This window comes from Isoptericola sp. NPDC056618 (genome assembly GCF_042792715.1).
GTDB classification, from domain to species: Bacteria; Actinomycetota; Actinomycetes; order Actinomycetales; family Cellulomonadaceae; genus Isoptericola; species Isoptericola nanjingensis.
In genome coordinates, this window is the sequence record NZ_JBHTVZ010000004.1 from 115539 (window position 1) to 138337 (window position 22799).

Consider the following 22799-nt stretch of genomic DNA (forward strand, 5'->3'; position numbering starts at 1 on the left):
CGGCCGCCGCCACGGGAGGTACGGGGAGCGCGATGAAGGCCTTGTTCGTCAGCTGCACGCTCAAGCGGTCCCCCGAGCCCTCGAACACCGAGCTGCTGGCCCGGGTCGTGGCCGAGGCCCTGGAGGAGCGTGGCGTCGACGTCGGGCACGTGCGCCTGGTCGACCTCGACGTCCCGCCCGGCGTGGTCACCGACCTCGGCGACGGGGACGAGTGGCCCCCGGTGCACGACCGGCTGCTGGAGTCCGAGATCCTCGTGGTCGTGACCCCGACCTGGCTGGGCCGGCCGTCGTCGGTCGCGCAGCGCATGCTCGAGCGGATGGACGCGATGCTGTCCGAGACCGCGGACGACGGCACGCCGGTGGCCTACAACCGTGTGGCCGGCGTCGTCGTCACCGGAAACGAGGACGGCGCGCACCACGTGATCTCGGAGATCGGCGGTGCCCTGGCCGACCTCGGCTACACGATCCCCGGGCAGGCGTGGACGTACTGGAACCAGGGCCCGGGACCGGGGCCCGACTACCCCGACACCGAGCACGGCCACGAGTGGTCCCACCGCACCGGACGGCTCATGGCCCACAACCTGCACGCCGTGGCCACCGCCCTGCGGTCGCTGCCCGTGCGCCCGTTCCCCGAGAGCTGAGAACCGAGAGAAAGAGGAGACACCGTGAGCGAACACCCCACCGAGCGACGCCGCGCCGACGAGGACGACCCGCGACACCAGGCCGAGCGCGAGCGGGCGGCGCACGACGGCGAGGCCGCCGACGTCGGGGCCGTCCCCGGCGAGAAGCCGAAGGACGACCCCGACGAGGACGGCGAGGACCGCTTCGACGCCGGGTGACCGGCAGTCGTGACCGGCAGTCGTGACCGGCCGTGGTGACCGGCCGTGGGCAGCGGCACCGGTGAGCGGCGCCGGCCCGGTCAGGACTCCGGGCCGGCCTGCCCGCCGGTCCGGGGGTTCAGCTGGTCAGGGTCGGCGTCCGGGTCCTGCCGGGGGTCCTCGTGGCCGGCGTCCTCGCCCGCGGACCCGCCGGTCCGGGGGTTGAGCTGGTCGGGGTCGGCGTCCGGGTCCTCGGCAGGGTCGTAGCCGGGCTGGTCCGTCATGGTCGTCTCCTGTCGCCGGAGCACGGCGGCCGGGGCTGGACCGCGCGGCTCTCCGGGCACCGTGGCACGTGCGGGCGCCGCCCGCACGCGAGGTGCGCGGTCACGAGGTCAGCGCCTGCGTGGAGAGCACCTTGATCGTCGCGTTCGCCCACCGGAGCTGGCGCAGCGTGCCCGGGTGGCAGCGCTGGCACAGCGCCAGCAGGTCCTGGTCGCGCACCGCCTGCGCGGCCTGCGCCACCATCTCCCACTCGGTGGAGACGCCGTAGGCGTGCATCGCCACCTGGCGCAGGTCGTGCAGGAGCTCCAGGCCGTCCGTCTCGGCGCTCTCGGGCTCGCCGACGTCGGCCCGGGCGGCCGCGTCGCCGAGCGGGTCGCCGAGCGGGTCGTCGAGCGCACCGCCGAGCGCCGCGCCGAGCTCGCGGCCCAGGCCCGCGCCGGGCTCGTCGCTCTCGTCCTGAGCGTCCTCGTACCGTCGCGCCGCAGCCGCCACGTCGAGGGCGTGGGCGCGTGACCAGGCCGCGAGGTCGCGGCCGACGTGGACCACCTCGTGCTCGGCGGGATGGCGTTCCGCGAGGCGCTCCAGGCCGCGGGTCAGACCACGTTCCGACCGTTCCAGGTCGCGCAGGGCGCTACCGATCCTCATGGTGTGCTCCCGTCCGCGGTCCCGCCGGGGAGGCTCTCGTCGCTCAGGGCCCGGTCGCCGCCGACGGTGGGCGGGACGCGCCCGGACACGGGCGCGGAGCCGGTCGTGGTCGGCGCCGGTGCGGGCCCCTCGCCGTCGCGCACCTTCCGCACGGCGACCACCCCGGCCTTGAAGAGGGGCTGCTTGGAGGCGGGGTCCCAGTCCGTGGGCGTGAGCTCGTTCGCGGCACGGCCCGTCGACCCGTCCGGCTGCGGGCCCGTGTCCCAGGACCCGTAGTGGAACGGGACGAAGGCGACGCCACGCCTGACGCCGCCGACCCGCACGCGCGCCTCGATCCCGCCGCGCGGCGTCGTGAGCGCGGCGACGTCGCCCTCCTCGAGGCCCAGCGTCCCCGCGTCGGCGGGGCTGAGCTCGACCCACACGTCGGGGGCGGCGTCGCGCAGCTGGGGCACCCGCCCGGTCTTCGTCCGGGTGTGGAAGTGGTAGAGCGTGTGGCCGGTGATGAGCTGCAGTGGGAAGTCCGCGCTCGGTCCCTCGTGCGGCGGCAGGTACTCGGCCGCCTTGATGACGGCCCTGCCGTCGGGGTTCAGCGCGCGGTACTCGGTGGGCTCCACGGGGGCGCCGGTGACGAGGTCGCGCCCGTAGCTCTCGCACGTGTCCGGCGCGGCCCAGAACGCGCCGTCCGCGTACAGCCGCTCCGTGCCGTGCGGCGCGTCCGCCGTGCAGGGCCACTGCACGCCGCCCTCGCGGAGCTGCGCGTAGTCGAGGCCGCTGTAGTCGCAGAGCCGGCCGCGGGAGCACTTCTTCCACGCCTCGAACGCACCCTCGGGGTCGGTCCAGTGGACCAGCGGGCCGCCGTCCTTGTCCCGCAGGTCCAGGCTGCGGGCCAGGTCGAGGAAGATGTCGAGGTCCGACCGCGCCTCCCCCGGCGGGTCCACCGCGCGCTCGGACAGGTGCACGGTGCGGTCCGCGTTGGTGAACGTCCCCGTCTTCTCGCCCCAGGCGGCGGCGGGCAGCACGACGTCGGCCAGCTCCGCCGTCTCGGACAGGAAGATGTCCTGCACCACCAGGAAGAGGCGCTCCTGGGAGAGCACCGAGCGCACCCGGGCCAGCTCGGGCAGCGAGACCGCCGGGTTGGTCGCCTGCACCCACAGCAGCCGCAGCGAGCCCTGCTCGGCGTACCGCAGCATCTGCATGAGGTGCGTGGGCGGGGAGTAGTGCGGGATGTCGTCCGGGTCCACGTTCCACACCCGCGCGAGGTCGGCGACGTGCGCGTCGTTCGCCCAGTTGCGGAAGCCCGCCAGGTCTCCGTCCGCGCCGCACTCGCGCGTGTTCTCCGCGGTGGGCTGCCCGTTCATCTGCAGCACCCCCGCGCCCGGCCGGCCGAGCATCCCGCGCACCAGGTGCAGGTTGTTCACCTGCACGGCCGCCGCCGTCGCCTGGTGCGACTGGTAGAACCCCTGGAGCACGGTCGAGAGCAGGCGTTCCGCCGTGCCCACCAGCTCGGCCGCAGCGCGCAGGTCGGGCTCCGGCACGTCGCAGATCCGCGCGACGACGTCTGGCGGGTACGCCGCCACCCGCTTCTCCAGCTCCGCGAACCCCACCGTGTGCGCCTCGACGTACTCGTCGTCCACCCAGCCGTGCGCCAGGACCTCGTGCAGCAGGCCGTTCAGCAACGCCACGTTGGTGCCCGGGCGGGGGGCGAGGTGCACCGTGGCGGCCCGCGCGACCGGTGTCGCCCGCGGGTCGACGCAGAGCAGCGCCGGGGGCCGCGGCCCGGCGAGCCGGTCGAGCATGCGCGTCCACAGCACGGTCTGCGTCTCGGCCACGTTGTGCCCGAAGAGCGCGATCGCGTCGGCGTGGTCGACGTCGGCGTAGGAGCCGGGCTGGCCGTCGCAGCCGAACGACTCCTTGAGCGCCTCGGCGGCCGTCGCCGTGCACAGCCGGGTGTTGCCGTCCACGTGGTTGGTGCGCAGCCCGGCGTGGGCCACCAGCGCGAGCGTGTAGTACTCCTCGAGGAAGAGCTGGCCCGACGTGTAGAAGCCGAGCGCGCTCGGCCCCTGCTCGTCGAGCAGCTCGCGCGTGCGCGCCACGACGCGCCCCATGGCGTCGTCCCACGAGGTCTCGACGAGGCGCCCGTCGTGGCGCACGAGCGGGCGGGTGAGGCGGTCGGGGGAGGCGTTCGCCTGCCAGCCGTAGAGGTCCTTGGGGCCCAGCCGCCCATGGTTGACCCGGTCGCCGGCGCGACCCCGCACGCCCACCATCCGCCCGTCCTTCACGGCGATGTCGAGCGCGTCGCCGTTGGAGTGCAGCACCGTCGCAGACGGGACCCAGCGGTCGACGTCGCGCGGGTCGAGGTCGTCGGCGAGGAACGTGTCGACCCGCGTGGGCCACGTCTCGCCAGGACCGTACGGGGTGCGCGCGCCCCAGGGCTCCGCCACCCGGTCGATGGAGACCACGGGGCCTCCTCTCGCGTCGAGGACGGCCGGCCGCGCTTTGACCGGCCCTCTCGACGCTAGCCCCGGAGGGCGAGCGTCGCCGGTCGGGCATCCCGGTGGCCGACCCGGATCGGCCGCGCTAGCGTGAAGGTCCCGGCGTCAGGAAGCGGCACCGATCCTCCCCTCACCGGAGGTCACGATGACGACGACAACTCCCGCCGACACCGACCACCTCGTCTCCGCGCTCGCGGTCGGGACCCACCTGCTCACCGGCTCCTACCGGGCCGAGGCAGGGACGGGGCGGTGGTGGTGGTCCGACGAGGTCGACACGATGCTCGGCCACCAGCCCGGGGCGCTCGAGCCCGGACCGGAGACGCTCGAGGCCAAGCTGCACCCGGACGACCGTGACCGCGTGGTGCACGACGCCGCCCGCGCGCTCGGTTCCGGCGGGCCGGTCGTGACGGCGCGGCGCGTCGTCGACGCGCACGGCCGCACGCGGACCCTGCTGGTCACGGCGCAGGCGCGGCGCTCCCGCGGCGACGGCCCGCCCGAGGTGGCGGGCTACGTCGTCGACGTCACGCCGGTGCAGCGCGAGGCGGTGCAGCGCGACGTGCGTCGGGCCCTCGACAGCGCCTTCGTCTCCGCCGCCTCGATCGAGCGCGCCAAGGGCGTGCTGATGGCCGTGCACGGCGTGGACGAGGACGCGGCGGAGAGCATGCTCACCGAGGCGGCGGGCGCCACGGGCGCCACGCTGCGCGAGGCGGCCACCCAGATGATGGCGCAGCTCGCCGCGGGCGAGGGCTTCGGCCGTCTCGCCAAGCAGGGCGTCCGCGAGGCCCTCGCCGCCGTGCAGCCCGCCAAGCGGCCGCACGTGCACGAGGCGCAGCTCGCGCGCCGTCGTGCCGCGTGACGCCGGGCCGCGCGACCACGGACCCCACAGCCGACCCACGACCCGAGGAGGACAGCATGGCCGACGACCAGCAGTCGTTCCCCGCCCAGCAGCAGGAGCCGCCGGGACTGACCGGCGCGATGACCCCGACCCCCGACCACGGGGAGCAGAGCTACCGCGGCTCCGGCCGGCTCGACGGGCTGCGCGCCCTGGTGACCGGCGGTGACTCCGGGATCGGGCGCGCCGTGGCGATCGCGTTCGCGCGCGAGGGCGCCGACGTCGCGATCGGGTACCTGCCCGAGGAGGAAGAGGACGCGCAGGAGACCGCGCGCTGGGTGCGCGAGGCGGGGCGGAAGGCCGCGCTGCTGCCGGGCGACCTCACCGACGAGACGACGGCGCGCGGCCTGCCCGACCGGGCGGTCGCCGAGCTCGGCGGGCTCGACGTCCTCGTGAACAACGCCGGCTTCCAGATGGCGCGGCGCGACTCCGTGGAGGACATCACCACCGACGAGATCGACCGGGTGATGAAGACCAACCTGTACGCGCTGCTGTGGGTCACACAGGCGGCGCTCAAGCACCTGGGCGAGGGGTCGAGCATCGTCAACAACTCGTCGATCCAGGCGTACGAACCGTCGTCGTCACTGCTCGACTACGCGTCGACCAAGGCGGCGATCAACAACCTCACGGTGAACCTCGCCGGCGAGCTCGGGGCGCGCGGGATCCGCGTGAACGCCGTCGCCCCCGGCCCGATCTGGACCCCGCTGCAGCCGGCCACGCAGCCGGAGGAGAAGGTGCAGAAGTTCGGCCAGGACACACCGCTCGGCCGCGCCGGGCAGCCGGCCGAGGTGGCGCCGGCGTTCGTGTTCCTCGCCTCCCCGAGGGACGCGAGCTACGTCTCGGCGACGGTCGTCGGCGTCACGGGCGGCAAGCCGGTGTTCTGAGTGCTCTGACCTGGGCTGACGGAGAGGTGGCGGTGTGGCGCTGCACGTGCCGGACGGCCCGGTCACGCTCGATGACGTCCCCCGGCTGCGGTCGCTGGGGGACGTCGTCGAGCTGCTCGCCGTCGCGACGCCGCTGTACGTCCGGTTCAGCGCCGGGCCGGTGGCCGACGCAGGCACCGAGAGCCGCGACCACGAGAGCGGGTGCCTGCTGCCGGGCCTGAGCGTGAACCCGCTGGACCCGGAGCCGTGGTGGGGCCGACCCGTGGAGCACTGGGTGGCGCGGCAGCTGTGCCAGTACGCGCACCTCATGACGCCGCAGCGGTTCCCGTGGGCGCTCACGGGCGAGGTCGCCGGGCGCGGGCCGGACTGCGAGCCGCTGCTGGTCGCCGCCGTGCCGGTCGCGTCGATCGACCGCGCCGTCGTGGACGAGGCGGCGGAGCTCTATGCGCGCGTCTTCGACCCGGGCAACGACGGCACCTGACCCGCCCACCCGGTCTGACCTGGGGACGAGCTGAGCGAGGCCTGGTCACCCCGCGCCGTCCACGCTATTGTGCAGGAGCCCGAACAAATCCTGATCCGGGTGCGCCCGGAGGAAGCAACGAGGCTCCCGATGAGACACCGACCGTCCCCGCGCCGCCACGGCGCCCTCACGCTCGCCGCGGCCGCCGCCGTCGTCGGGCTGACCGCCGGCGAGGCCTCCGCCGCCCCCGCGCCGTCGACCCCGCCCCTGCCCGGCGCCGCGTCCGTGCACGACGACGACGGCGTCAACGGCTTCAAGACCCCCGCGTACTTCCCGGGCTGGGGCCCGCAGGACGTCGGGTTCGAGGTCGCCGACCTCCAGCGCTCCGGGGCGGTCGAGGACCTCACCCACCTCAACTACGCCTTCGGCAACGTCACGACGGACCTGGTCTGCGACATCACCGACCGCGTCGACCCGGACGAGGGGGCGATCGACCCCGAGACCGGGCTGCCCGAGGGGCACATGGAGGGCGACCCGCTGAACGACTACGTGCAGCTCAAGGGTGCCGGCCAGGCCGTGGACGGCGTGGCCGACGGCGCGGACCAGGCGCTGGCGGGCAACTTCAACCAGCTGAAGAAGCTCAAGGCGGAGAACCCCGGCCTCAAGGTGCTCATCTCCCTGGGCGGCTGGACCTGGTCGGACAACTTCTCGGAGGCGGTGAGCAGCCCGGAGAGCCGGCAGCGGCTCGTCGACTCGTGCATCGACCTGTACCTCGACGGGAACCTGCCCGTGGTCGACGACCCGGAGCACGGCGTCAAGGGCGGCGACGGCGCCGCGGCCGGCATCTTCGACGGGTTCGACATCGACTGGGAGTGGCCGGTCGTCGGCGGGGAGCACCCGAGCGACCACCCGGACGCGGACAAGGAGAACTTCCTGGCCTTCGCGGAGCTGCTGCGCGCCGAGCTCGACGCGCGCGCCGCCACCACCGGGGAGGACTACCTCATCACCGGCTTCGCCCCGGCGTCGTGGGCGGGCCGCACCGAGGGCGGGTGGGTCGACCCGCGGCTCGCCGCCGTCGTCGACTTCCTCAACATCCAGGGCTACGACTACGTGGGGCCGTGGCAGGCGGGCAGCACCGGCCACCAGGGCAACCTGCACGAGTACCCGTCGTACGGGGACCCGAGCCAGTCGGCCAACTGGGGCCTCGCCGCCGACGGACTCATGAACGCCTACAAGAACGCCGGGTACCGCGGCGACCAGCTCGTGCTCGGCCTGGCCGCGTACGGGTACGGGTGGAAGGGCGTCGACGACCCGACGCCCGGCGCGCCCGCCAGCGGCGGCTCGCTGCCGTTCACGTACTCCGCGCAGCTGCAGGACCGGTTCGCCGAGGGCGGCTTCACCGAGCACTTCGACGAGCAGGCCGGGCAGAGCTACTACTACAACGGCGACGAGTGGTGGACGCTCGACACCCCGCGCTCCGTGACCGCCAAGGCCGAGTGGCTCGCCGAGAACGGCTTCGGCGGCGCCTACCTGTGGGACATCGCCGGCGACGCCGACCGCGACCTCAGCTCCGCGCTGGTGCGCACCTTCCAGGCCGCGACGCCCGGCCCCCTCGTCGAGAGCGACGGCGCCGCCCCCTGGTACCCGACGGGCGTCTACCGGACCGGCGACGTCGTCTCGCACGACGGCGTCGAGTACGCCGCGAAGTGGTGGACGCGCGGCGTCGCGCCCACGTCGGTGGCGGCCACGAAGGACCCGTGGAAGGTCGTCGGCGAGCACGGCGACCACCCCGTCGTCTCCGAGGACTGCGGCCCGGCGTTCGACGCGGCCAAGACGTACTCCACCGGCGACGTCGTCTCCCGGGCCGGCGTGAACCACACCGCCCAGTGGTGGACCCGCGGCGAGCTGCCCGGCAGCGACGTCAAGGGTTCCTGGGACGCCGGGGCGCCCTGCGTCTGACGTCTCCGCGCGAGGTAGTGCCTCCCGTCGCCAGGTAGTGCGCGCCGCGCACGACCGGAGGACGGGAGGCACTACCGGGCGGCCCCGGACACCGGATTTCGGGTCTGCCGATCCATTGGGTATCCTCGGTGGGCCGGTTCGTCCGGCGAGGTAGCGTGTCCGAGCGGCCTAAGGAGCACGCCTCGAAAGCGTGTGTGGGTGAAAGTCCACCGTGGGTTCAAATCCCACCGCTACCGCCACCCGAAGGGCCCCACCCGCGAAATTCTGCGGCGGTGGGGTCCTTCGTCGTTCCCGCACCGCGCCTCGGGAGTGGACTCGCACTCAGTGCATGATGCGTTTCTTACTCGCGGCTCCTGTGATGGCGACCGCCGTCGCGAACAGGGTCACGACCATCGGTGCGCTCATGATCGACGCATCGAGGGGAAGCATCGCGCAGCCGGCCGACGAGTCCTCGTCCGGGCAGGTCCGCCACGGCTGCAGGAAGTAGATCACGGACACCACCGCTCCGACCATGGCCAGCGACGTGCCGCCGACCAGCATCACGGTCGACGAGCGAGTCCTCATCCGGCGACCGTAGGGGACGGCCAGACCTCGGACGGGGCGCCGGAGAAGACTTCACCCGTGCCTCCGCCTGGTCGAGCGCGTCCCAGTCCCGCCGGAGCAGCCCGAACACCCAGGAGTCGGAGACGTCGCCGTTGACGACGCAGTCCTCGCGCAACGTCCCTTCGTGCACGAACCCCAGCTTTTCCAGGATGCGGGCGGACGCCGCGTTGCGGGTGTCGGTCTCGGACTGCACGCGGTTGAGAGGCAGCGTGTCGAAGGCCCATCCCAGCAGGGCGCGCGCTGCCTCGGTCGCGTAGCCGTGGCCCCACATCTGCTCGCCGAGGCAGTAGCCCAACGTCGCGGAGCGGAAGTCGGGGTTCCACTCGAACAGGCCGCACCAGCCGACGAAGGCGCCGTCGGAGGCGCGGTCGATGGCGACGCGCGCGCCGGTCCCTTCCTCCTCGAGCCTGCGGGACACGGCGACGAAACGGTCGGCGCGCGCCCGGTCGGTCCACGGCGGGGAGTCCCAGTAGCGCAGCACGTGGGCGTCGCTGTGCATCGCGAACAGGGCGTCGGCATCGTCGTCGGCGACCGGCCGCAGCCGCAGCCGGTCGGTGGTCAGCGTCGGGGTGGGCAGCGGCATGCGCCCATCGTGGGCGTTCGCCGTGCGGCGGTCACGGCAAATACCCGCCCGCCGTGCGGCCTCGAGCCGATGAGTCCGCTGCGGCTGCGCCGTCTGCACGGGAGACCGCCGACCCGAGGGGCACACGATGAAGCTGCTGCTGACGTCCGCAGGCGTGCGGAACGCGACGATCCGCGGCGCGCTGGAGGACCTGCTCCCGCGACCGGTCGCGGACTGCACCGCCCTCGCCATCCCGACCGCGCTGTACGGGCACCCGTGGGTGGGCCCGGGGCGGAACGCGTGGAACTTCATCACCGGCACCACGGACCACATGACCGGCCTCGGCTGGAAGTCGGTCGGCGTGCTCGAGCTGACCGCGCTGCCGAGCATCCCCGAGGAGCGCTGGGTGCCCCTGGTGCGGGAGACCGACGTCCTGCTGGCCGCGGGCGGCGACGCCGGCTACCTCGCCTACTGGATGCGCCGCTCGGGCCTGGCAGACCTGCTGCCCACGCTGGACGACGCCGTGTGGGTCGGGATGAGCGGCGGGAGCATGGTCATGACGCCGGCCCTCGGGGAGGAGTTCGTCGGCTGGTTGCCGCCGGACGGCGAGGACGCCGCCACGCTCGGCGTCGTCGACTTCTCGATGTTCCCGCACCTCGGCCACCCCGACCTGCCCGACAACACGGAGGCCGCGGCCGAGCGCTGGGCGGCGGCACTCGGCGGCCCCGCCTACGCCGTCGACGACGAGACGGCGTTCGTGGTCGACGACGGCGCCGTCGAGGTCGTGTCCGAGGGGGCCTGGCGGAAGCTGGCCTGACCGGCGGTCGCTGTACCTTGGCCTCCGGCGGCCGGGTACCGGCCGGCCCGCACCGATCGGCCCCTCACCAGGAGACCACCACCGCATGACGACGCACCACGACGGATACCCCGACGAGCAGGGCCCCAGCCCGCTCCGCGCTGCCGCGGTGGTCGGCGTCGCGCTCATCCAGGCGGGCTTCGCCGGGCTGTTCGTGACGACGTGGTGGCGGCACGTGCAGACGCTCGTCGAGTCGCCGGAGGTCGTGCCGGTGCTGTTCCGGCTGCTGTCGGCGGTGCTGTTCGTGTGGGTCGTCGTCGCGGAGGTCAGGGGTCTGCTGCGGGGCCGCCGGTCGCCCCTCCTGGTGGTGGCGATCGCGGCGGTGGCGACCGTCGGGGTGCTGCTGCTCGAGGTGCTCGCGCCCCGCTGACCGGACCGGTCAGGGGATGGGCGCCGCGCCGAGCTGGTTCATCGCCGCCTCGGAGCACTCCGTCGTCGTCGTGGGGAGCACCATGTTCGCGCCGGGATAGGTCGCGCGGTAGGAGTACGGGCCGACCTCGTAGGTGACCGTGCTGTACGGGAACGAGCCGCCGTCCCTGTCGACCTCCAGCACGGACGCGAGCTGCACCCGCTCGCCGGGCTCCAGCGTGATCCCCTCCGGCCCGACCACGGAGGTCTCCTGCCAGCCAGGGTCCTCCGGGTCGTACTCGGTGCCGAAGACGACGTCCGGCGAGGGCGGCACGACGCGCACCTCGTGCACGCGGAGGCCGGGTGTCGCCGCGGGCTCGACCTTGCTCACGTGCACGGTGGCGCCGGTCGTGTTCGACAGCACCGGCGCGTCGAGCACCTGCAGCGGCCCGTCCCACGGCATGCAGCCGATGCCGGCGGTCGTGCGGAGCTCGTCGCCGTAGACCAGCGAGGAACCGACGGCCCGGTAGTGCGCCCACCCTCCGACCCCGCAGGCGAGGGCGACGACGACCGCGACGGCGATCGGCAGGCGGTGGCGAGGAAAGGGGCGGCCGGTGCGCGCCGTCGTGCGGGCCCTGTCGACTCGGTCGTCCACGGGCGAGATCGTAGGGCTGGGGACAGCTCGACGACCCCGCGCCCGGCCGTGCCACGACGGGTGAAGTTCGAGGCACGAAGTGGCCCTCGCCAGCAGAAACACCATGACGTCACGCCCTGCAGCACGGATGCTGGGACCGTGCTCCCGACGTTCGCCCCCGACACCACCGCCGACGAGGCACGCGCCGCCTTCGAGTCCGCGGGCTGGCGCGAGATCGGGACCGGCGACTGGGCGTGGGTGCTCGCGTCCCCGGACGGCGCGCTCGCCGCGCGCGTCACGCCGTTCGACCCCGCGTTCCGGATGTTCGCGGACGCGTGCCTCGCCGGGCCGCCGAACCCCTTCCTGGTGCGGGTGGACGACGTCGTCCCGCTCCGCCACCGCGGCTACGTCGTCGTCATGGAGCGCCTGCACCCCGCGGACGAGGGCCGCGCCCGGGACCTGGTCGCGTCCCTCGGCATCGTGAGCGCGTCCGACCCGACGCCGCCCGCCGGCGCGACGGCCGGCCTCGCCGACCACCCCGACGTCGTCGACCTGCGCCGCCGGATCGAGGACCTCCTCGCCGACGGCGCGCGCCGCTACCGCCTGTGGGGCGGCGCGGACATCCGGCCCGGCAACATCCTGCAGACCGCGGACGGCGGGCTCCGGCTCACCGACCCCCTCTTCGTCCACGGCCCCACCGTGTTCGAGTCGATCCGCGACGGCCGGGCGGACCTGCTCACCGACTTCTCCCGCGCCGACCTCGAGGACTTCCTGCGCATCCCCGCCTTCGTGCCCGGCCCGGACACGGACGCGCTGCGCCGCGCGCTCGACGGGCTCGTGCTGGGCGACGCTCAGCGCACGACGTCGTAGACCACGTGGACCGCCGTCGTCGACGGCGTCGCGCTGCGCTGCACCAGGGTGTGGCCGTGGCCGCCCACGAACAGCGGCGTCCCGTCGCCGAGGACGATGGGGGAGAGGTGCAGGACGAGCACGTCGAGCAACCCGGCGTCCAGCGCGGAACCGACGGTCGCGCCGCCGCCCATGAGGACGACGTCCCTGTCCCCGTCGCCGGACTCCGCCGCCTCACGGGCCTGCGCGACGGCGTCGCGCAGGCCGGTGGTGACGAACGTCCAGAACGCGAGCCGCGTACGTACGGGCGGGTCGCTCGTGACGACGAAGAACGGCGGCCGGCCGACCTCGCGGGCGCCGTAGCCCACCTCGTCGTCCCAGCCCTGCGGCCCGTCGACGACGTCGAACAGGTTCCGCCCCAGCACGACCGCGCCGCTGCTCGCCGTGGCGGAGCGCAGCTGCTCCCGGTCCACCGGGTCGTCGCTGAACGCCCACGTGTGCAGGGCCTCGCCGCCGTCGCCGAGGCCGTTCTCGGGTCCCGGGTTCGGCCCGGTGACGAACCCGTCCAACGAGATCGAGATGTCGCCCACCACTCTGGTCATAGGTGGTGGACCGTCACGATGGCGTGGAGTCATCGCCCGCGACGTCAGCGGACGGCGGCGACGAACGCGTCGACCTCGTCGCGCGACCGCAACCGGTGAAACTCGACGTGCGAGTGCGCAGGGTCGGCCATCGCCGCGCCGTACCGTTCGGGGTACCGGTCCAGCTGCTCCCACGACCAGCGGACGATGGAGCTCTGGCGCCACGGCGCGAGGACGTCGCGCCAGCGCTGCCGATTGCCGGTGCCCGGCCACAGCTCCGTCCGGTCGAGGGCACGCGACAGCGTGCGCCGATACACCTGTTGCATGACGACCGGTCGCGGCGGGTCGAGCCAGACGACGGCGTCGGCGCGCGCCCAGACCTCAGCCTGCAGGTGGGAGTAGTTCCCATCGATCACCCAGCTGTCCGCGGCGATCTCGGCACGTGCGTCGGCCTCGAAGTCGTCGCGGGGACGCGGCGTCCAGTCGGAACCCCAGAACAGGGCGTCCAGCTCGACGTGCCGTACACCGGGCCGCGCGGCCAGACGCTGCCCGACCGTGGACTTCCCCGACCCGGCCGCCCCGATCACCGACACCCTGCGCACCGCGGAAACCTAGCACCGGCCGCAGCGGCGGCCGGCTCGCCTCCAGCGGATCTAGGCTGCGGACACGCGAGAGGCGCGGAATGGACGAAGGAGACCGATGAGCCCACGACCGTCGCCGGTCCTCGTCCCCGCCCCGCGGTCGTACGACGCCGCCTGGACACGGTGGGGCATGTGGTGGCTCCCGCTCGGCCCGGTGCTGGTGGCGTGCTATGCGACGGTGATGGTGCTGACGATCCTGGTGCTGGAGCCGCTGGCGGCGGTGCCCGGCATGACCCAGGCGGAGATCTTCGGGGCCCTGGCGGCGGCGGGCTGGACGGTGGCGGGCAGCGTCCCGTTCCTGGTGTCGTGGGCCGCGCTCGGGGTCGGGCTGTCGGTCGCGGGGTGCGCCGTCGCGCTCCGACGGCGGGTGGCTCCCGACACCGCGGTGGCGTGGCAGCTCGCCGTGCTCGCGCTGGGCGCGCCGGCGTACTTCTGGGGCGGCTTCGGCATGGGCATGGACCTCGCCGACACCTTCATGATCACCGGCGGCGACCACTCCGCCGTCCCACCGGTCCTGTACGCCGTCAGCAGTGGGGCGCTCGCGGCACTGGTCGCGCTGCAGGTGCCGCGCGTCGTGAGGTGGGTGCGTGCCCGGCGCGGCTGACCGCGCTCAGCGACGGGCGAGGAGTCTGGCGATCCGGGCATGCGTCATGAACGACTGGTTCATGCGCCGGTAGGCGTGGAAATTGAGCACCACGTGTGCGTCCTGGCGCGGGTAGAAGAACAGGTGGGTGGCGAAGTGCCCGAGGCCGCCGACGGGCTCGGGCAGCCCGCGCAGGAACGGCGGTGTGAACTCGCCGAACCGGACGGTGACGGTGCCCGCCCCGTAGTGGATCCCGCGGCGCATGCGGTGCCGCGGCCGGCTCATCCAGGCCAGGGTCGCGGGGGAGACGAGGCGGCCGCCGTGCAGGGCGCGCTGGAAGGCGACGAGGTCCGACGGCGGGGCGACGATGCCGCCCCCGGCCCAGTCGAGGCTCATGCTCAGGGCGCGGCTGAGCTCGTGGTCGCCGATCCAGAACGGCGCGACGTCGAGGTCGGCGAGGTCGTCGGGCGTGCGGGCGTCGGTGTACGGGGTGGAGCTGCGCTCCATCCCGGCGGCGGCGAGGACCCGCTCGCGCAGGACGTCGTTGAACCGGCCCCCGGTGACCTCCTCCACGACCCGGCCGAGCAGGACGAAGCCCGGGTCGCCGTAGCAGAACCGCTCGCCCGGACGCCCGACGGCGGCGTGGCCGCGCACCTCGTCGAGCAGCGTCGCGGGGGTCCACCGCCGGTCGGGACGCCCGGCCGTGACCTCGATGGAGTAGGTCGTCTCGCGGACGCCCGACGGCTCGAAGAGGTCGGGCAGCCCGCTGGTGTGGGTGAGCAGGTGCTCCACGGTGACGTCGGTGCCCACGTCGACGCCTGGGGCGGCCGGCAGGCCGTCGAGGTCGCTCCCCGGGAGCACCTTCCCCACCGGGGTGTCGAACCCGAGCCGGCCCTGCTCGACGAGCAGCGCGACGAGCGTGGCGGTCATGACCTTGCCGACGCTGGCCGCGTGGAACGGCTGCGACCCGCCCGACTCCAGCTCGAGCCCCGGCGCGACGACCAGCACCTGGGGCGGTGGCATCGACGGGCGCCGTCGGGCGATCCGGTCCAGCCCCGCCCTCAGGCGGTCGATCTCGCGTGACGTGCTCATGGGCCCTCCTTCGATGATAAGTCTCATAGACATGTCTACTAGACAGGTCTATGAGGGTCAACGGTCTAGGGTCGGACCATGGCGCACGTGATCCTCGGGCTGCTCCTGCTGCGGCCGGCCAGCTTGTACGACCTGGTGAAGCACTTCGAGGCGTCGGTCTCGCTGTTCTACAGCGCCAGCTCGGGCAGCATCCGGCGCGCGCTGGAGACGCTGCTGACCGGCGGTCTCATCGAGGTCGCCGACGTCGCCCCGGGGGCGCGGGGCCGCAAGACCTATCGCGTCACGGACGCCGGCCGTGCGGACTTCCGTGCCTGGCTGACCGGCCCGGTGACCGGGCCTGACACGGAGGCCGCCGTCCTCCCGCGTCTGTTCTTCCTCGGCCTGCTCGCGCCGGACGAGCGGGCCGCCGTCCTGCCACGGCTGACGGCGCGCGTCGAGCAGGACGTCGCGCGGCTGGAGGCGCTCGAGGAGCAGCTCGCCGGGCAGGAGGTCCCCGACGAGCTCGCCGACGTGTTCGCGTTCCAGCGCGCCACCCTCGACTACGGCCTCGCCTCGGGCCGCTTCGCGCGCGACTGGTTCCGCCGCTACGCGCAGGAGCACGACGCCCCCGCGCCGTGAGCCGGGGGCGGTCCGCTTGCTAGAGTCGTACCGCCGGTCAAGCCGTGGCCGGTCCGCTCTGAGCAGTGTCGGAGGCGACCGTGCCCGTAGACACCATCGTGACCGGTGAGCCCTCGGGCCTCCGTGCCCCACGCCTGGTGGGCTCCTTCCGCCTCGACCTGTCCTCCGACCGCTGGACCTGGTCGGAGGCGGTCTTCCGCCTGCACGGCTTCGAGCCGCACGAGGTGGTGCCCACCACCGACCTCGTCCTCGCCCACACCCACCCGGAGGACCGCGACGACGTCCGCGCCGCCCTCGGGACGGCGCTCGCGACGGGGGCGTTCTCGAGCGTGCACCGGATCGTGACGGCCCGGCGCCGCGAGCTCACGGTCGCCGTCGTGGGCAGCGCGGGGGACGACCAGCACCGCGACGAGGCGGTGGGCTACTTCCTCGACCTGACCTCCGACGTCGCGGAGCGGGCCGGCGCGCGGGCTTCCGAGGACATCCGGGCGGCCGCGACGACCCGCGGCGTCATCGAGCAGGCGAAGGGCGTGCTCGCCGTCGTCTACGACGTCGAGATCGACGGCGCCTTCGACCTGATGCGCAGGGTCTCCAACGACCACAACGTGGCCGTGCGCGACCTGGCGCGGGCCGTCGTCGACGTCGCCCACCGCCGCGACGTCGACCGCCGCGCGGCGATCGACCGCGTGCTGCGGCGCGACTGACCGCCCGCGAGATCCCCGGTCGGGCTCAGTCGTCGGTGCGGCGGGTCTCGACGGGCCCGGCCTCGTCGGCGAAGCTGAGCCGCCGTGCCACGACGTCCTCCGCGACGTCCTCGAGCGTGCTGCCCCGCCCGAACGCGTGCGCGCGCAGGACGGCGAGGGCGTCGTGCGGCTGGACGCGGAGCTGCGCGGACACCATGCCCGTGGCCTGGTCGACCCTCGCGCGCGCGCCCCAGCCGACCTGCTCGATCTCGCCGAGGACGGCGGTGCCGATCGCGTCCGCGAGGAACTGCGCGTCCTCGTCGTCCCGGGCCAGCACGTTCCCCGGCCCGACGACGAGCCCCAGCACGCCGACCGGCTGTCCGCCGACCCGCATGGGGATGCCGAACCACGTGCCGTCGCCGGCGGTCTCGCCGGCGAGCTGGGAGAACACGGGGAACGGGTCGTCGCCCGGCGCGGCGCCCAGGGGTGCGGTGACGATCGCGTCGTCCTCGAACGCCCGCCGCCCGGGGCCCTCGCCGAGCAGCTCCTGGAGGCTCTCGACCTGCGCCGCGACGGCGTCCGTGCTGGTCACGGTGACCTGTTCGCCTGCCATGGTGGCGAGCGTGAGGCTTCCGCCCTGTGCCCCGAGGATCGTGGTGCACGCCTGGCACATCCGCGCCGCGACCGTCTCGTCGGCGTCGAGGCCGGCCAGGGTCCGCGCGAGCAGACCCAGCAGCTCGGAGGTGTTCACCGATCGCTCCGTCCTGTCGCCTCCCGGCCAGTGTGGCACCGATGGCCGATGCACACGGACCGCGACGCCGGGCTCAGCGGTCGAGGTCGCCGATGGTGTCGCCCTCGCCGCCGAGGACCAGGGTCCGCACGATCGCCTCGGCGACCTCGCGCTCGCTGAGCCCGCGGCGGTCCGCCGACGTCCGCAGCGTGGTGCGTGCCTCGTCCTCGGGGCAGTCGTTCGAGGCCATGATCGCGCCCACCGCCTGCTCGACCGTCGCCCGGTCGGACATGGTGCGGTACAGGCCCGCGACGGCGTCGCCGAGGTCGGCGAACTGGAGCTGCAGGCGCACGGCGTCGGCCGTGAGCGCGGCGTGCCCCACGGCGGCGTCGACCAGGCCGGCGGGCCAGTCCCCGGGCGTGCGGCTGTACACGTTGATCGCCACCCGGACGCCGGGTCCCACCTCGGCCGGGACGGCGAGCGCCTGGACGAACCCCTCGCCCTGCGCGGCCGCCTGCCAGGCCTCCCAGCCGGGCACCGTGTCGGCGAGCCTCGTGGTCAGCACGGTGCCCCGCCGCATCGCGTCGATGCAGGGCCCGGTGTCGGCGCGCGCCTCGGCCTGGTCGCAGCGACCCGCGCCGTGGGTGCTGCTTCCGGCGCGCAGCGAGATGCCGTGCTCGCGCAGGCTGATGCTCGCCTCGACGCCGTGGCCGAGCACGGCCGCGGCGCGGATCGCGCACTCGTCGAGGTAGCGGGACAGGGTCATGGGCGTTACGGTACCCGCGCGCCCGGGCCCCGTCCCGCGGGTCCTTCCGGCGGAGCGCGTCAGCGGCGGCCGACGAGCCGGTCCACCTGGAAGAGCGTCGTCGTGCCGGACACCTCGTTCGCGACGGCGAGCAGCGGCCGGTGCGTGGGGGAGTCGGCCGCGGGCACGAACGCCAGCCCCTCGGGGCCGAGGTCGCCGGCTCCGGCGAGCGTGGCGGCCGGGTCGGCGCCGTCGTCGATGGCGTCCTCGACCGACACGGAGTAGTCGCGGTTCGAGACGTAGGTGACGAGCTCGGACCGCTGCGGCCGCGTGATGTCGTAGACCATGACGCCGCCCGCGCGCTCCAGGCCGACGAAGGCGTAGGTGCGGCCCGACACCTCGCCGATCACGAGGTTCTCCGGCTCGGGGCCCTTGTCGTCGCTGCGGCCGTCGCGCTTCGTCTCGGTGTGGTTGGTGTTGAACGCGTCGCCCAGCGCCTCGGCGGTCGCACGCTCGAACTCGTCGCCCGAGTCGAAGACGAGCTCACCGTCGGTGGTCCACACGGAGAAGGACCGGCCGCCGAACGCGTACAGCTCCTCGTAGCACGAGCCGTCGGCGCGCAGCCCGGAGGCGGTGGTGACGTTGAGACGCCCCAGGTCGGCGTCGCCGAGCAGGCCGGCGGCGGGAGAGTCCTCGCACACCGGCGCGAGGCCGTCGTCGCCCAGGTCCTTGACCCGCGCGGGCTCGACGTAGTCGCCCCACTCGCGGGCGTCGCCCTCGTTCGCGGTGACGAGGTACGTCTGGCCGCGCGAGGTGTACGACGCGATCCCGTCGGGCATGTACAGCCCCCGGACGGGGACCTCGCGCACGGCGGCGACGCCGTCCTTGTCCGACGGGTCGATGCCCTCGTCGGGCAGCGAGTGGTCCTTGCTGCCGAGCGACCACAGGTCGGTGGTGCGGGCGCTGCGCAGGTCGACCTCGGCGACGGCGTTCGCCTCCTGCAGCGCCACGTACGCGGTGCGGGAGTCCTTCGACACGGTCACGTACTCCGGCTCGAGGTTGCGCGAGACGCGGTGCTCCAGCGACCCGTCGGGCCCTGCGACGTCCGGCCCGAAGACGCGCACGCCGTCCGGCAGCGCGTCGCCCTCGAAGGCGTGGAACGTCGCCGTGCGCACGGCGGACTGCGCGACCGTGCCGGCGTGCTTGCCGGTGAACCGGCGGGGCAGGTCGACGACGGACACCGAGCCCTCGGGGTCGACGGAGAAGTCGTCGGCGGGCTCACCCTCGTTCGCGACGACGGCGCTGCGGCCGTCGGGCGTGATCGTCACCATGTCGGGCAGCGCGCCCACGCGCCACGCGCCGAGCGCCCCGCCGTCCCCGGCGGCGTCGAACAGCACCAGCCAGCCGTCGGAGACCTTGTCGGGCGACTCGACCGCGACGACGCCGAGCCCGTCCGGGCGCACGGCGACCGAGTTCGCGACCGCGCCGTCCGGCACGGTCGAGCCGTCCGCGGCGCGGACGCCCGTCGTCTCGAGCGCGAAGAGCTTGCGGGGCGACGACGGGCGCGCGACGTCGAGCACGGTCACCTCGCCCGCCTGCGCGTTCACCGAGAAGAGGCGCTCCGAGCGCGCGTGGTACGCGACGATCTCCGCCGCCGACTCGTCGAACACGCCCGTGGCGTACGAGCCGAGGGGAGACAGGGCGATGCGGGCGTCGTCGGCCGACAGCTCGGCCGGGTCGGCGACGACGCCGGCGCTCGGCGTCGCGTGGCCGCTCCCTGCGTCGCGGTGCGCCGAGGCGGTGAGCGCGACGGGCACGGCCAGCGCGACGGCGAGGGCGGTGGCGCAGCCGGCGACGACGGCGCGACGCGGGGCGGGCGCGAGTCGCGGGGTGCGGGGGAGCGGTGTGCGCAAGGGGTCCTCCGGGGCCGGGGGCGCGCGCGGAGCGCGCCGTCGGGGTGACCGTAGGGAGGACGGATGGCCGTCGGGGGAGCCGGGGGTGAACGGGTGTCGACCCGCCGGTGAACGCCTCGCTCAGGCGGGCGCGTCGCGGTCGACGCCGCTCTGCACGCCGTCCCGCACGCCGTCGAGCCCGAGCTGCACGATCCGCCACACCGCCCCGACGAGCAGCACGACGAGCGCCAGGTTCCGCAGCCCCTCGACGACGACCATCGCGGGCTGCCCGCCGAGGAACTCGCCGTACGCCACCGGGTAGACGATCTGCGTGCCCAGCGCGGCCAGGAGCACGCCGACGGCGGGCGGCCACCACAGTCGCCGCGTGCCGGGGCCGGCCAGGGCGATCGCGGCGGCCAGCGGCGGCCCGATCCACGCCACGAACTGCGGCGAGCCCACCTTGTTGAACACGATGAGCGACAGGAGCAGGGCGGCCGTGCTGAGCAGCAGGACGTCGGCCGCGTGGTCGGGCCGGCGGCGCGCCGTCCACCACGTGAGGGCGGCGATGAGCAGCACCGCGACCGGCAGGAGCCAGTCGAGCAGGGACGCGACCTGCCGGGCGGCGGTGCCCTGCACCTCGTAGGTGAAGATCACGTCGTTGTACTCGATCCGCACCGACGGGTCCCACAGCCGCGCCACGCTGAACCAGGTGGCGAAGACCGACTCCGCCTGGAGCGTGCGCGCCTCCTGCTGGCCGAACACGCTGAACGCGCGCTCCCCGGCCCCGCCCGCGAGGGCGAGCCCGACGACGACGAGGCTCACCGCGGCGCCCGGCACCACCACCTGCCGCAGCAGGTCGTGCCAGCGGGCGCGGGTCGCGGCCAGCGCGACGACCACGGCCCCCGGGGCGATCTTGATCCACGCGCCCGCGGTGGCGACCGCCGTCGCGAGCGTCGGGCGGCGTGCCGCGACCGCCAGGGAGATCAGGATGAGCGGCGCGACGACGCCGTCCAGCCGGCCCAGGAAGATCGGGCCGAGGGCGAGCAGGAACGCGAGCCACCACCAGGCGCCCCGCACCCCGCGCGGCGCGCAGCGCACCAGCACCACCGTGGCGACGGCGTTCAGCGCCACGACCATCGCCGTCCAGACGATCTCGTAGCCCAGCAGGCCGTCGGTCACGAGCGCAGGCAGCGTGACCGGCACGAGCGCCCCCGCGGGGTACACCCAGTCGTAGTCGAGGACCGGCCACTGCCCGGTGTCGAGCCCGTGGCGGGCCCACCACTCGTACAGCGTGACGTCGCCGTAGATCGTGTAGCCCCAGGTGATGGCCTGCCCGACCACCCAGGCGTGCACGGCCACGAAGCCGAGCGCCAGCAGCCACCGGGACCTCAGCACGGCGCCGAGGGGGCCGGGGGTGTTCCGCGCGGCAGCGGTCTGCGTGGATGGCACGCCCGACATGGTGACAGACCGGGCTCGTCGCCGCCCCGGAGCCGCCTGGGAGATGCGTGATGCGGGTTCGGACGTCTAAGGTTTCGGATACCCGAAACCTTAGACGCCTGGCCCACGGAGGACCGCATGAGCCGACCGACCCTCGACCGACCCGCCCAGGGGGTGCGCCCTGCGCGCCTGGTGACCCTGCTCGGGCCGGCGTTCGTCGCGGCGATCGCGTACGTGGACCCGGGGAACGTCGCGGCGAACCTCACGGCGGGGGCGCGGTTCGGGTACCTGCTGGTGTGGGTGCTGGTCGTCGCCAACGTCATGGCCGTGCTGGTGCAGTACCTGTCGGCCAAGCTCGGCGTGGTCACCGGGCGCTCGCTGCCCGAGGTGCTGGGCGAGCGCCTCTCCCGGCGCGGCCGGATCGCCTACTGGGCGCAGGCGGAGGTGGTCGCGATGGCCACCGACGTCGCCGAGGTGATCGGCGGCGCCATCGCGCTGCACCTGCTGTTCGGCGTGCCGCTCGTGCTCGGCGGCCTCATCACCGGCGTCGTGTCCATGCTGGTGCTCACCGTGCAGCAGCGCCGCGGGCAGCGCGTCTTCGAGACGGTCGTGACGTCGATGCTCGCCGTCCTCACCGTCGGGTTCTGCGCGGGCCTGTTCTTCGCGCCCCCGGACCTGGGCGCGGTGCTCGGCGGCCTGGTGCCGCGCCTCGACGGCCCGGAGTCGGTGCTGCTCGCCGCGTCCATGCTCGGGGCCACGGTGATGCCGCACGCGATCTACCTGCACTCCTCGCTCGCCCGCGACCGGGTGCGGCACGACGCCCGCGTCGAGCGCCGCCACGCCCTGGCCGCCGGGGCCGAGGGGCGCGATCTCGTGGGGGGCGACGACGCGAGGGAGGACGACGTCGCCGTGCCGGGGCCGCCGTCGCCGCCGGTGGTCCGACGCCTGCTCACCGCCACGCGCTGGGACGTCGTCGCCGCGCTCGTGCTCGCCGGCAGCGTGAACATCGCGATGCTCCTGCTCGCCGCGGCCAACCTGCCCGGCCGCACCGGGACCGACTCGATCGAGGGCGCGCACGCGGCCATCGAGTCGTCGCTGGGGCCCGCCGTCGCGGTGCTGTTCGGGGTGGGGCTGCTCGCGTCGGGGCTGGCGTCGACGTCGGTGGGCGCCTACGCCGGCGCGGAGATCATGTCCGGTCTGCTGCACGTGCGCGTCTCGCTGCTCGCCCGGCGGCTGGTCACCCTCGTGCCCGCGATCGTGCTGCTCGCCACGGGGGTGTCGCCCACGTGGCTGCTCGTCGTGAGCCAGGTGGTGCTCAGCTTCGGCATCCCGTTCGCGATGATCCCGCTGGTGCGGATCACGCGCGACGCCGGCCTGCTCGGCGGCTTCCGCAACGGCCTCGGCACCCAGGTCGCGGCGTGGGCCGTGGCCGCGGTCATCGTGGCGCTGAACGTCGCGCTGCTCTGGCTGACGTTCACCGGATAGCCCCACGACCTTCCAGCAAGCGATCCGT

Annotated in this window: 25 protein-coding genes and 1 tRNA gene; 14 read left to right on the forward strand and 12 right to left on the reverse strand. The window is 74.3% G+C overall.

Annotation, left to right across the window (positions count from 1 at the left end):
- Positions 1-32 precede the first annotated feature (32 nt).
- Both ACFQ8T_RS07970 and ACFQ8T_RS07975 read left to right on the forward strand, forming a co-directional pair.
- On the forward strand, positions 33-641 hold the full coding sequence (locus ACFQ8T_RS07970) for a flavodoxin family protein (RefSeq protein WP_430546014.1): 609 nt from the start codon (positions 33-35) through the stop codon (positions 639-641).
- Positions 642-665: 24 nt separating this feature from the next.
- A complete protein-coding gene (locus ACFQ8T_RS07975) occupies positions 666-839 on the forward strand; it encodes a hypothetical protein (protein ID WP_430546015.1) in 174 nt (57 codons plus the stop codon).
- An 80-nt stretch (positions 840-919) separates the two neighbouring features.
- On the opposite strand, the gene ACFQ8T_RS07980 is transcribed toward ACFQ8T_RS07975, so the two are convergent.
- The 3 genes from ACFQ8T_RS07980 to ACFQ8T_RS07990 form a co-directional block, all read right to left on the reverse strand.
- Positions 920-1102: a hypothetical protein gene (locus ACFQ8T_RS07980; protein ID WP_430546016.1), complete on the reverse strand. Its 183-nt coding sequence runs from the start codon at positions 1100-1102 to the stop codon at positions 920-922.
- Between the two features lie 100 nt (positions 1103-1202).
- On the reverse strand, positions 1203-1745 hold the full coding sequence (locus ACFQ8T_RS07985) for a hypothetical protein (RefSeq protein WP_430546017.1): 543 nt from the start codon (positions 1743-1745) through the stop codon (positions 1203-1205).
- Complete coding sequence (locus tag ACFQ8T_RS07990) at positions 1742-4204, reverse strand: molybdopterin oxidoreductase family protein (protein WP_430546018.1); 2463 nt, start codon at positions 4202-4204, stop codon at positions 1742-1744. The genes ACFQ8T_RS07985 and ACFQ8T_RS07990 overlap by 4 nt, the downstream gene beginning before the upstream one ends.
- A 178-nt stretch (positions 4205-4382) precedes the next feature.
- Between ACFQ8T_RS07990 and ACFQ8T_RS07995 the strand changes: the two genes are divergently transcribed.
- The 5 genes from ACFQ8T_RS07995 (at position 4383) to ACFQ8T_RS08015 (ending at position 8671) form a co-directional block, all read left to right on the forward strand.
- On the forward strand, positions 4383-5093 hold the full coding sequence (locus ACFQ8T_RS07995; protein ID WP_430546019.1) for a PAS and ANTAR domain-containing protein: 711 nt from the start codon (positions 4383-4385) through the stop codon (positions 5091-5093).
- Positions 5094-5149: 56 nt separating this feature from the next.
- A complete protein-coding gene (locus tag ACFQ8T_RS08000) occupies positions 5150-6013 on the forward strand; it encodes an SDR family oxidoreductase (RefSeq protein WP_430546020.1) in 864 nt (287 codons plus the stop codon).
- 34 nt (positions 6014-6047) lie between these two features.
- The gene (locus tag ACFQ8T_RS08005; protein ID WP_430546021.1) at positions 6048-6494 is read left to right on the forward strand and encodes a DUF6098 family protein; all 447 of its coding nucleotides are present in this window, start codon (positions 6048-6050) and stop codon (positions 6492-6494) included.
- Positions 6495-6623: 129 nt separating this feature from the next.
- Entirely contained in the window at positions 6624-8432 is a 1809-nt protein-coding gene (locus ACFQ8T_RS08010; protein WP_430546022.1) for a glycosyl hydrolase family 18 protein, read from the forward strand.
- Positions 8433-8581: 149 nt separating this feature from the next.
- Positions 8582-8671 (forward strand) — tRNA-Ser (locus ACFQ8T_RS08015).
- A gap of 101 nt (positions 8672-8772) precedes the next feature.
- Here ACFQ8T_RS08015 and ACFQ8T_RS08020 read toward each other — a convergent pair.
- On the reverse strand, positions 8773-9618 hold the full coding sequence (locus ACFQ8T_RS08020; protein ID WP_430546023.1) for a GNAT family N-acetyltransferase: 846 nt from the start codon (positions 9616-9618) through the stop codon (positions 8773-8775).
- Between the two features lie 127 nt (positions 9619-9745).
- Here ACFQ8T_RS08020 and ACFQ8T_RS08025 point away from each other — a divergent pair, with 127 nt between their 5' ends.
- Together ACFQ8T_RS08025 and ACFQ8T_RS08030 are read left to right on the forward strand one after the other, a co-directional pair.
- Positions 9746-10414, forward strand: coding sequence for a Type 1 glutamine amidotransferase-like domain-containing protein (locus tag ACFQ8T_RS08025; RefSeq protein WP_430546024.1), 669 nt, complete (start codon positions 9746-9748; stop codon positions 10412-10414).
- 85 nt (positions 10415-10499) lie between these two features.
- Positions 10500-10823, forward strand: coding sequence for a hypothetical protein (locus ACFQ8T_RS08030; protein ID WP_430546025.1), 324 nt, complete (start codon positions 10500-10502; stop codon positions 10821-10823).
- Positions 10824-10832: 9 nt separating this feature from the next.
- Here ACFQ8T_RS08030 and ACFQ8T_RS08035 read toward each other — a convergent pair whose 3' ends face one another.
- A complete protein-coding gene (locus ACFQ8T_RS08035; RefSeq protein WP_430546026.1) occupies positions 10833-11456 on the reverse strand; it encodes a hypothetical protein in 624 nt (207 codons plus the stop codon).
- Between the two features lie 138 nt (positions 11457-11594).
- Between ACFQ8T_RS08035 and ACFQ8T_RS08040 the strand changes: the two genes are divergently transcribed.
- Positions 11595-12305: a hypothetical protein gene (locus ACFQ8T_RS08040; protein ID WP_430546027.1), complete on the forward strand. Its 711-nt coding sequence runs from the start codon at positions 11595-11597 to the stop codon at positions 12303-12305.
- Here ACFQ8T_RS08040 and ACFQ8T_RS08045 read toward each other — a convergent pair.
- Both ACFQ8T_RS08045 and ACFQ8T_RS08050 read right to left on the reverse strand, forming a co-directional pair.
- Entirely contained in the window at positions 12287-12886 is a 600-nt protein-coding gene (locus ACFQ8T_RS08045) for a dihydrofolate reductase family protein (protein WP_430546028.1), read from the reverse strand. The two genes, ACFQ8T_RS08040 and ACFQ8T_RS08045, sit on opposite strands and share 19 nt — an antisense overlap.
- Positions 12887-12930: 44 nt before the next feature.
- Positions 12931-13467 (reverse strand): toxin, encoded by a 537-nt coding sequence (locus ACFQ8T_RS08050; protein ID WP_430546029.1) that lies wholly within the window; start codon positions 13465-13467, stop codon positions 12931-12933.
- Between the two features lie 97 nt (positions 13468-13564).
- Here ACFQ8T_RS08050 and ACFQ8T_RS08055 point away from each other — a divergent pair, with 97 nt between their 5' ends.
- Positions 13565-14110, forward strand: a complete 546-nt coding sequence (locus tag ACFQ8T_RS08055; protein ID WP_430546030.1) for a hypothetical protein — start codon at positions 13565-13567, stop codon at positions 14108-14110.
- 6 nt (positions 14111-14116) lie between these two features.
- On the opposite strand, the gene ACFQ8T_RS08060 is transcribed toward ACFQ8T_RS08055, so the two are convergent.
- Positions 14117-15181 carry a serine hydrolase domain-containing protein gene (locus ACFQ8T_RS08060; protein ID WP_430546031.1) on the reverse strand — a complete coding sequence of 355 codons (1065 nt, stop codon included), beginning with the start codon at positions 15179-15181 and terminating at the stop codon, positions 14117-14119.
- A gap of 78 nt (positions 15182-15259) precedes the next feature.
- Between ACFQ8T_RS08060 and ACFQ8T_RS08065 the strand changes: the two genes are divergently transcribed.
- Together ACFQ8T_RS08065 and ACFQ8T_RS08070 are read left to right on the forward strand one after the other, a co-directional pair.
- The gene (locus tag ACFQ8T_RS08065; protein ID WP_430546032.1) at positions 15260-15799 is read left to right on the forward strand and encodes a PadR family transcriptional regulator; all 540 of its coding nucleotides are present in this window, start codon (positions 15260-15262) and stop codon (positions 15797-15799) included.
- Between the two features lie 80 nt (positions 15800-15879).
- On the forward strand, positions 15880-16503 hold the full coding sequence (locus tag ACFQ8T_RS08070) for a PAS and ANTAR domain-containing protein (RefSeq protein WP_430546033.1): 624 nt from the start codon (positions 15880-15882) through the stop codon (positions 16501-16503).
- 25 nt (positions 16504-16528) lie between these two features.
- On the opposite strand, the gene ACFQ8T_RS08075 is transcribed toward ACFQ8T_RS08070, so the two are convergent.
- The 4 genes from ACFQ8T_RS08075 to ACFQ8T_RS08090 all read right to left on the reverse strand — a co-directional run bounded on the left by ACFQ8T_RS08075 (position 16529) and on the right by ACFQ8T_RS08090 (position 21298).
- Complete coding sequence (locus tag ACFQ8T_RS08075; protein WP_430546034.1) at positions 16529-17233, reverse strand: ANTAR domain-containing protein; 705 nt, start codon at positions 17231-17233, stop codon at positions 16529-16531.
- Positions 17234-17306: 73 nt separating this feature from the next.
- On the reverse strand, positions 17307-17978 hold the full coding sequence (locus tag ACFQ8T_RS08080; protein WP_430546035.1) for an ANTAR domain-containing protein: 672 nt from the start codon (positions 17976-17978) through the stop codon (positions 17307-17309).
- 59 nt (positions 17979-18037) lie between these two features.
- On the reverse strand, positions 18038-19870 hold the full coding sequence (locus ACFQ8T_RS08085; RefSeq protein WP_430546036.1) for a choice-of-anchor I family protein: 1833 nt from the start codon (positions 19868-19870) through the stop codon (positions 18038-18040).
- A 120-nt stretch (positions 19871-19990) separates the two neighbouring features.
- Complete coding sequence (locus ACFQ8T_RS08090) at positions 19991-21298, reverse strand: glycosyltransferase 87 family protein (RefSeq protein ID WP_430546037.1); 1308 nt, start codon at positions 21296-21298, stop codon at positions 19991-19993.
- Between the two features lie 126 nt (positions 21299-21424).
- On the opposite strand from ACFQ8T_RS08090, the gene ACFQ8T_RS08095 reads away from it, so the two are divergent.
- A complete protein-coding gene (locus tag ACFQ8T_RS08095; protein WP_430546038.1) occupies positions 21425-22771 on the forward strand; it encodes an Nramp family divalent metal transporter in 1347 nt (448 codons plus the stop codon).
- The last annotated feature ends 28 nt before the right edge of the window (positions 22772-22799 follow it).

Excerpts from the sequence above, each read along its gene's own strand:
- ACFQ8T_RS07970 (WP_430546014.1), top strand. The coding sequence starts at position 33 with ATGAAGGCCTTGTTCGTCAGCTGCACGCTCAAGCGGTCCCCCGAGCCC.
- ACFQ8T_RS07980 (WP_430546016.1), bottom strand. The coding sequence starts at position 1,102 with ATGACGGACCAGCCCGGCTACGACCCTGCCGAGGACCCGGACGCCGAC.
- ACFQ8T_RS07985 (WP_430546017.1), bottom strand. The coding sequence starts at position 1,745 with ATGAGGATCGGTAGCGCCCTGCGCGACCTGGAACGGTCGGAACGTGGT.
- ACFQ8T_RS07995 (WP_430546019.1), top strand. The coding sequence starts at position 4,383 with ATGACGACGACAACTCCCGCCGACACCGACCACCTCGTCTCCGCGCTC.
- ACFQ8T_RS08000 (WP_430546020.1), top strand. The coding sequence starts at position 5,150 with ATGGCCGACGACCAGCAGTCGTTCCCCGCCCAGCAGCAGGAGCCGCCG.
- ACFQ8T_RS08010 (WP_430546022.1), top strand. The coding sequence starts at position 6,624 with ATGAGACACCGACCGTCCCCGCGCCGCCACGGCGCCCTCACGCTCGCC.
- ACFQ8T_RS08020 (WP_430546023.1), bottom strand. The coding sequence starts at position 9,618 with ATGCCGCTGCCCACCCCGACGCTGACCACCGACCGGCTGCGGCTGCGG.
- ACFQ8T_RS08025 (WP_430546024.1), top strand. The coding sequence starts at position 9,746 with ATGAAGCTGCTGCTGACGTCCGCAGGCGTGCGGAACGCGACGATCCGC.
- ACFQ8T_RS08030 (WP_430546025.1), top strand. The coding sequence starts at position 10,500 with ATGACGACGCACCACGACGGATACCCCGACGAGCAGGGCCCCAGCCCG.
- ACFQ8T_RS08045 (WP_430546028.1), bottom strand. The coding sequence starts at position 12,886 with ATGACCAGAGTGGTGGGCGACATCTCGATCTCGTTGGACGGGTTCGTC.
- ACFQ8T_RS08055 (WP_430546030.1), top strand. The coding sequence starts at position 13,565 with ATGAGCCCACGACCGTCGCCGGTCCTCGTCCCCGCCCCGCGGTCGTAC.
- ACFQ8T_RS08060 (WP_430546031.1), bottom strand. The coding sequence starts at position 15,181 with ATGAGCACGTCACGCGAGATCGACCGCCTGAGGGCGGGGCTGGACCGG.
- ACFQ8T_RS08065 (WP_430546032.1), top strand. The coding sequence starts at position 15,260 with ATGGCGCACGTGATCCTCGGGCTGCTCCTGCTGCGGCCGGCCAGCTTG.
- ACFQ8T_RS08080 (WP_430546035.1), bottom strand. The coding sequence starts at position 17,978 with ATGACCCTGTCCCGCTACCTCGACGAGTGCGCGATCCGCGCCGCGGCC.
- ACFQ8T_RS08095 (WP_430546038.1), top strand. The coding sequence starts at position 21,425 with ATGAGCCGACCGACCCTCGACCGACCCGCCCAGGGGGTGCGCCCTGCG.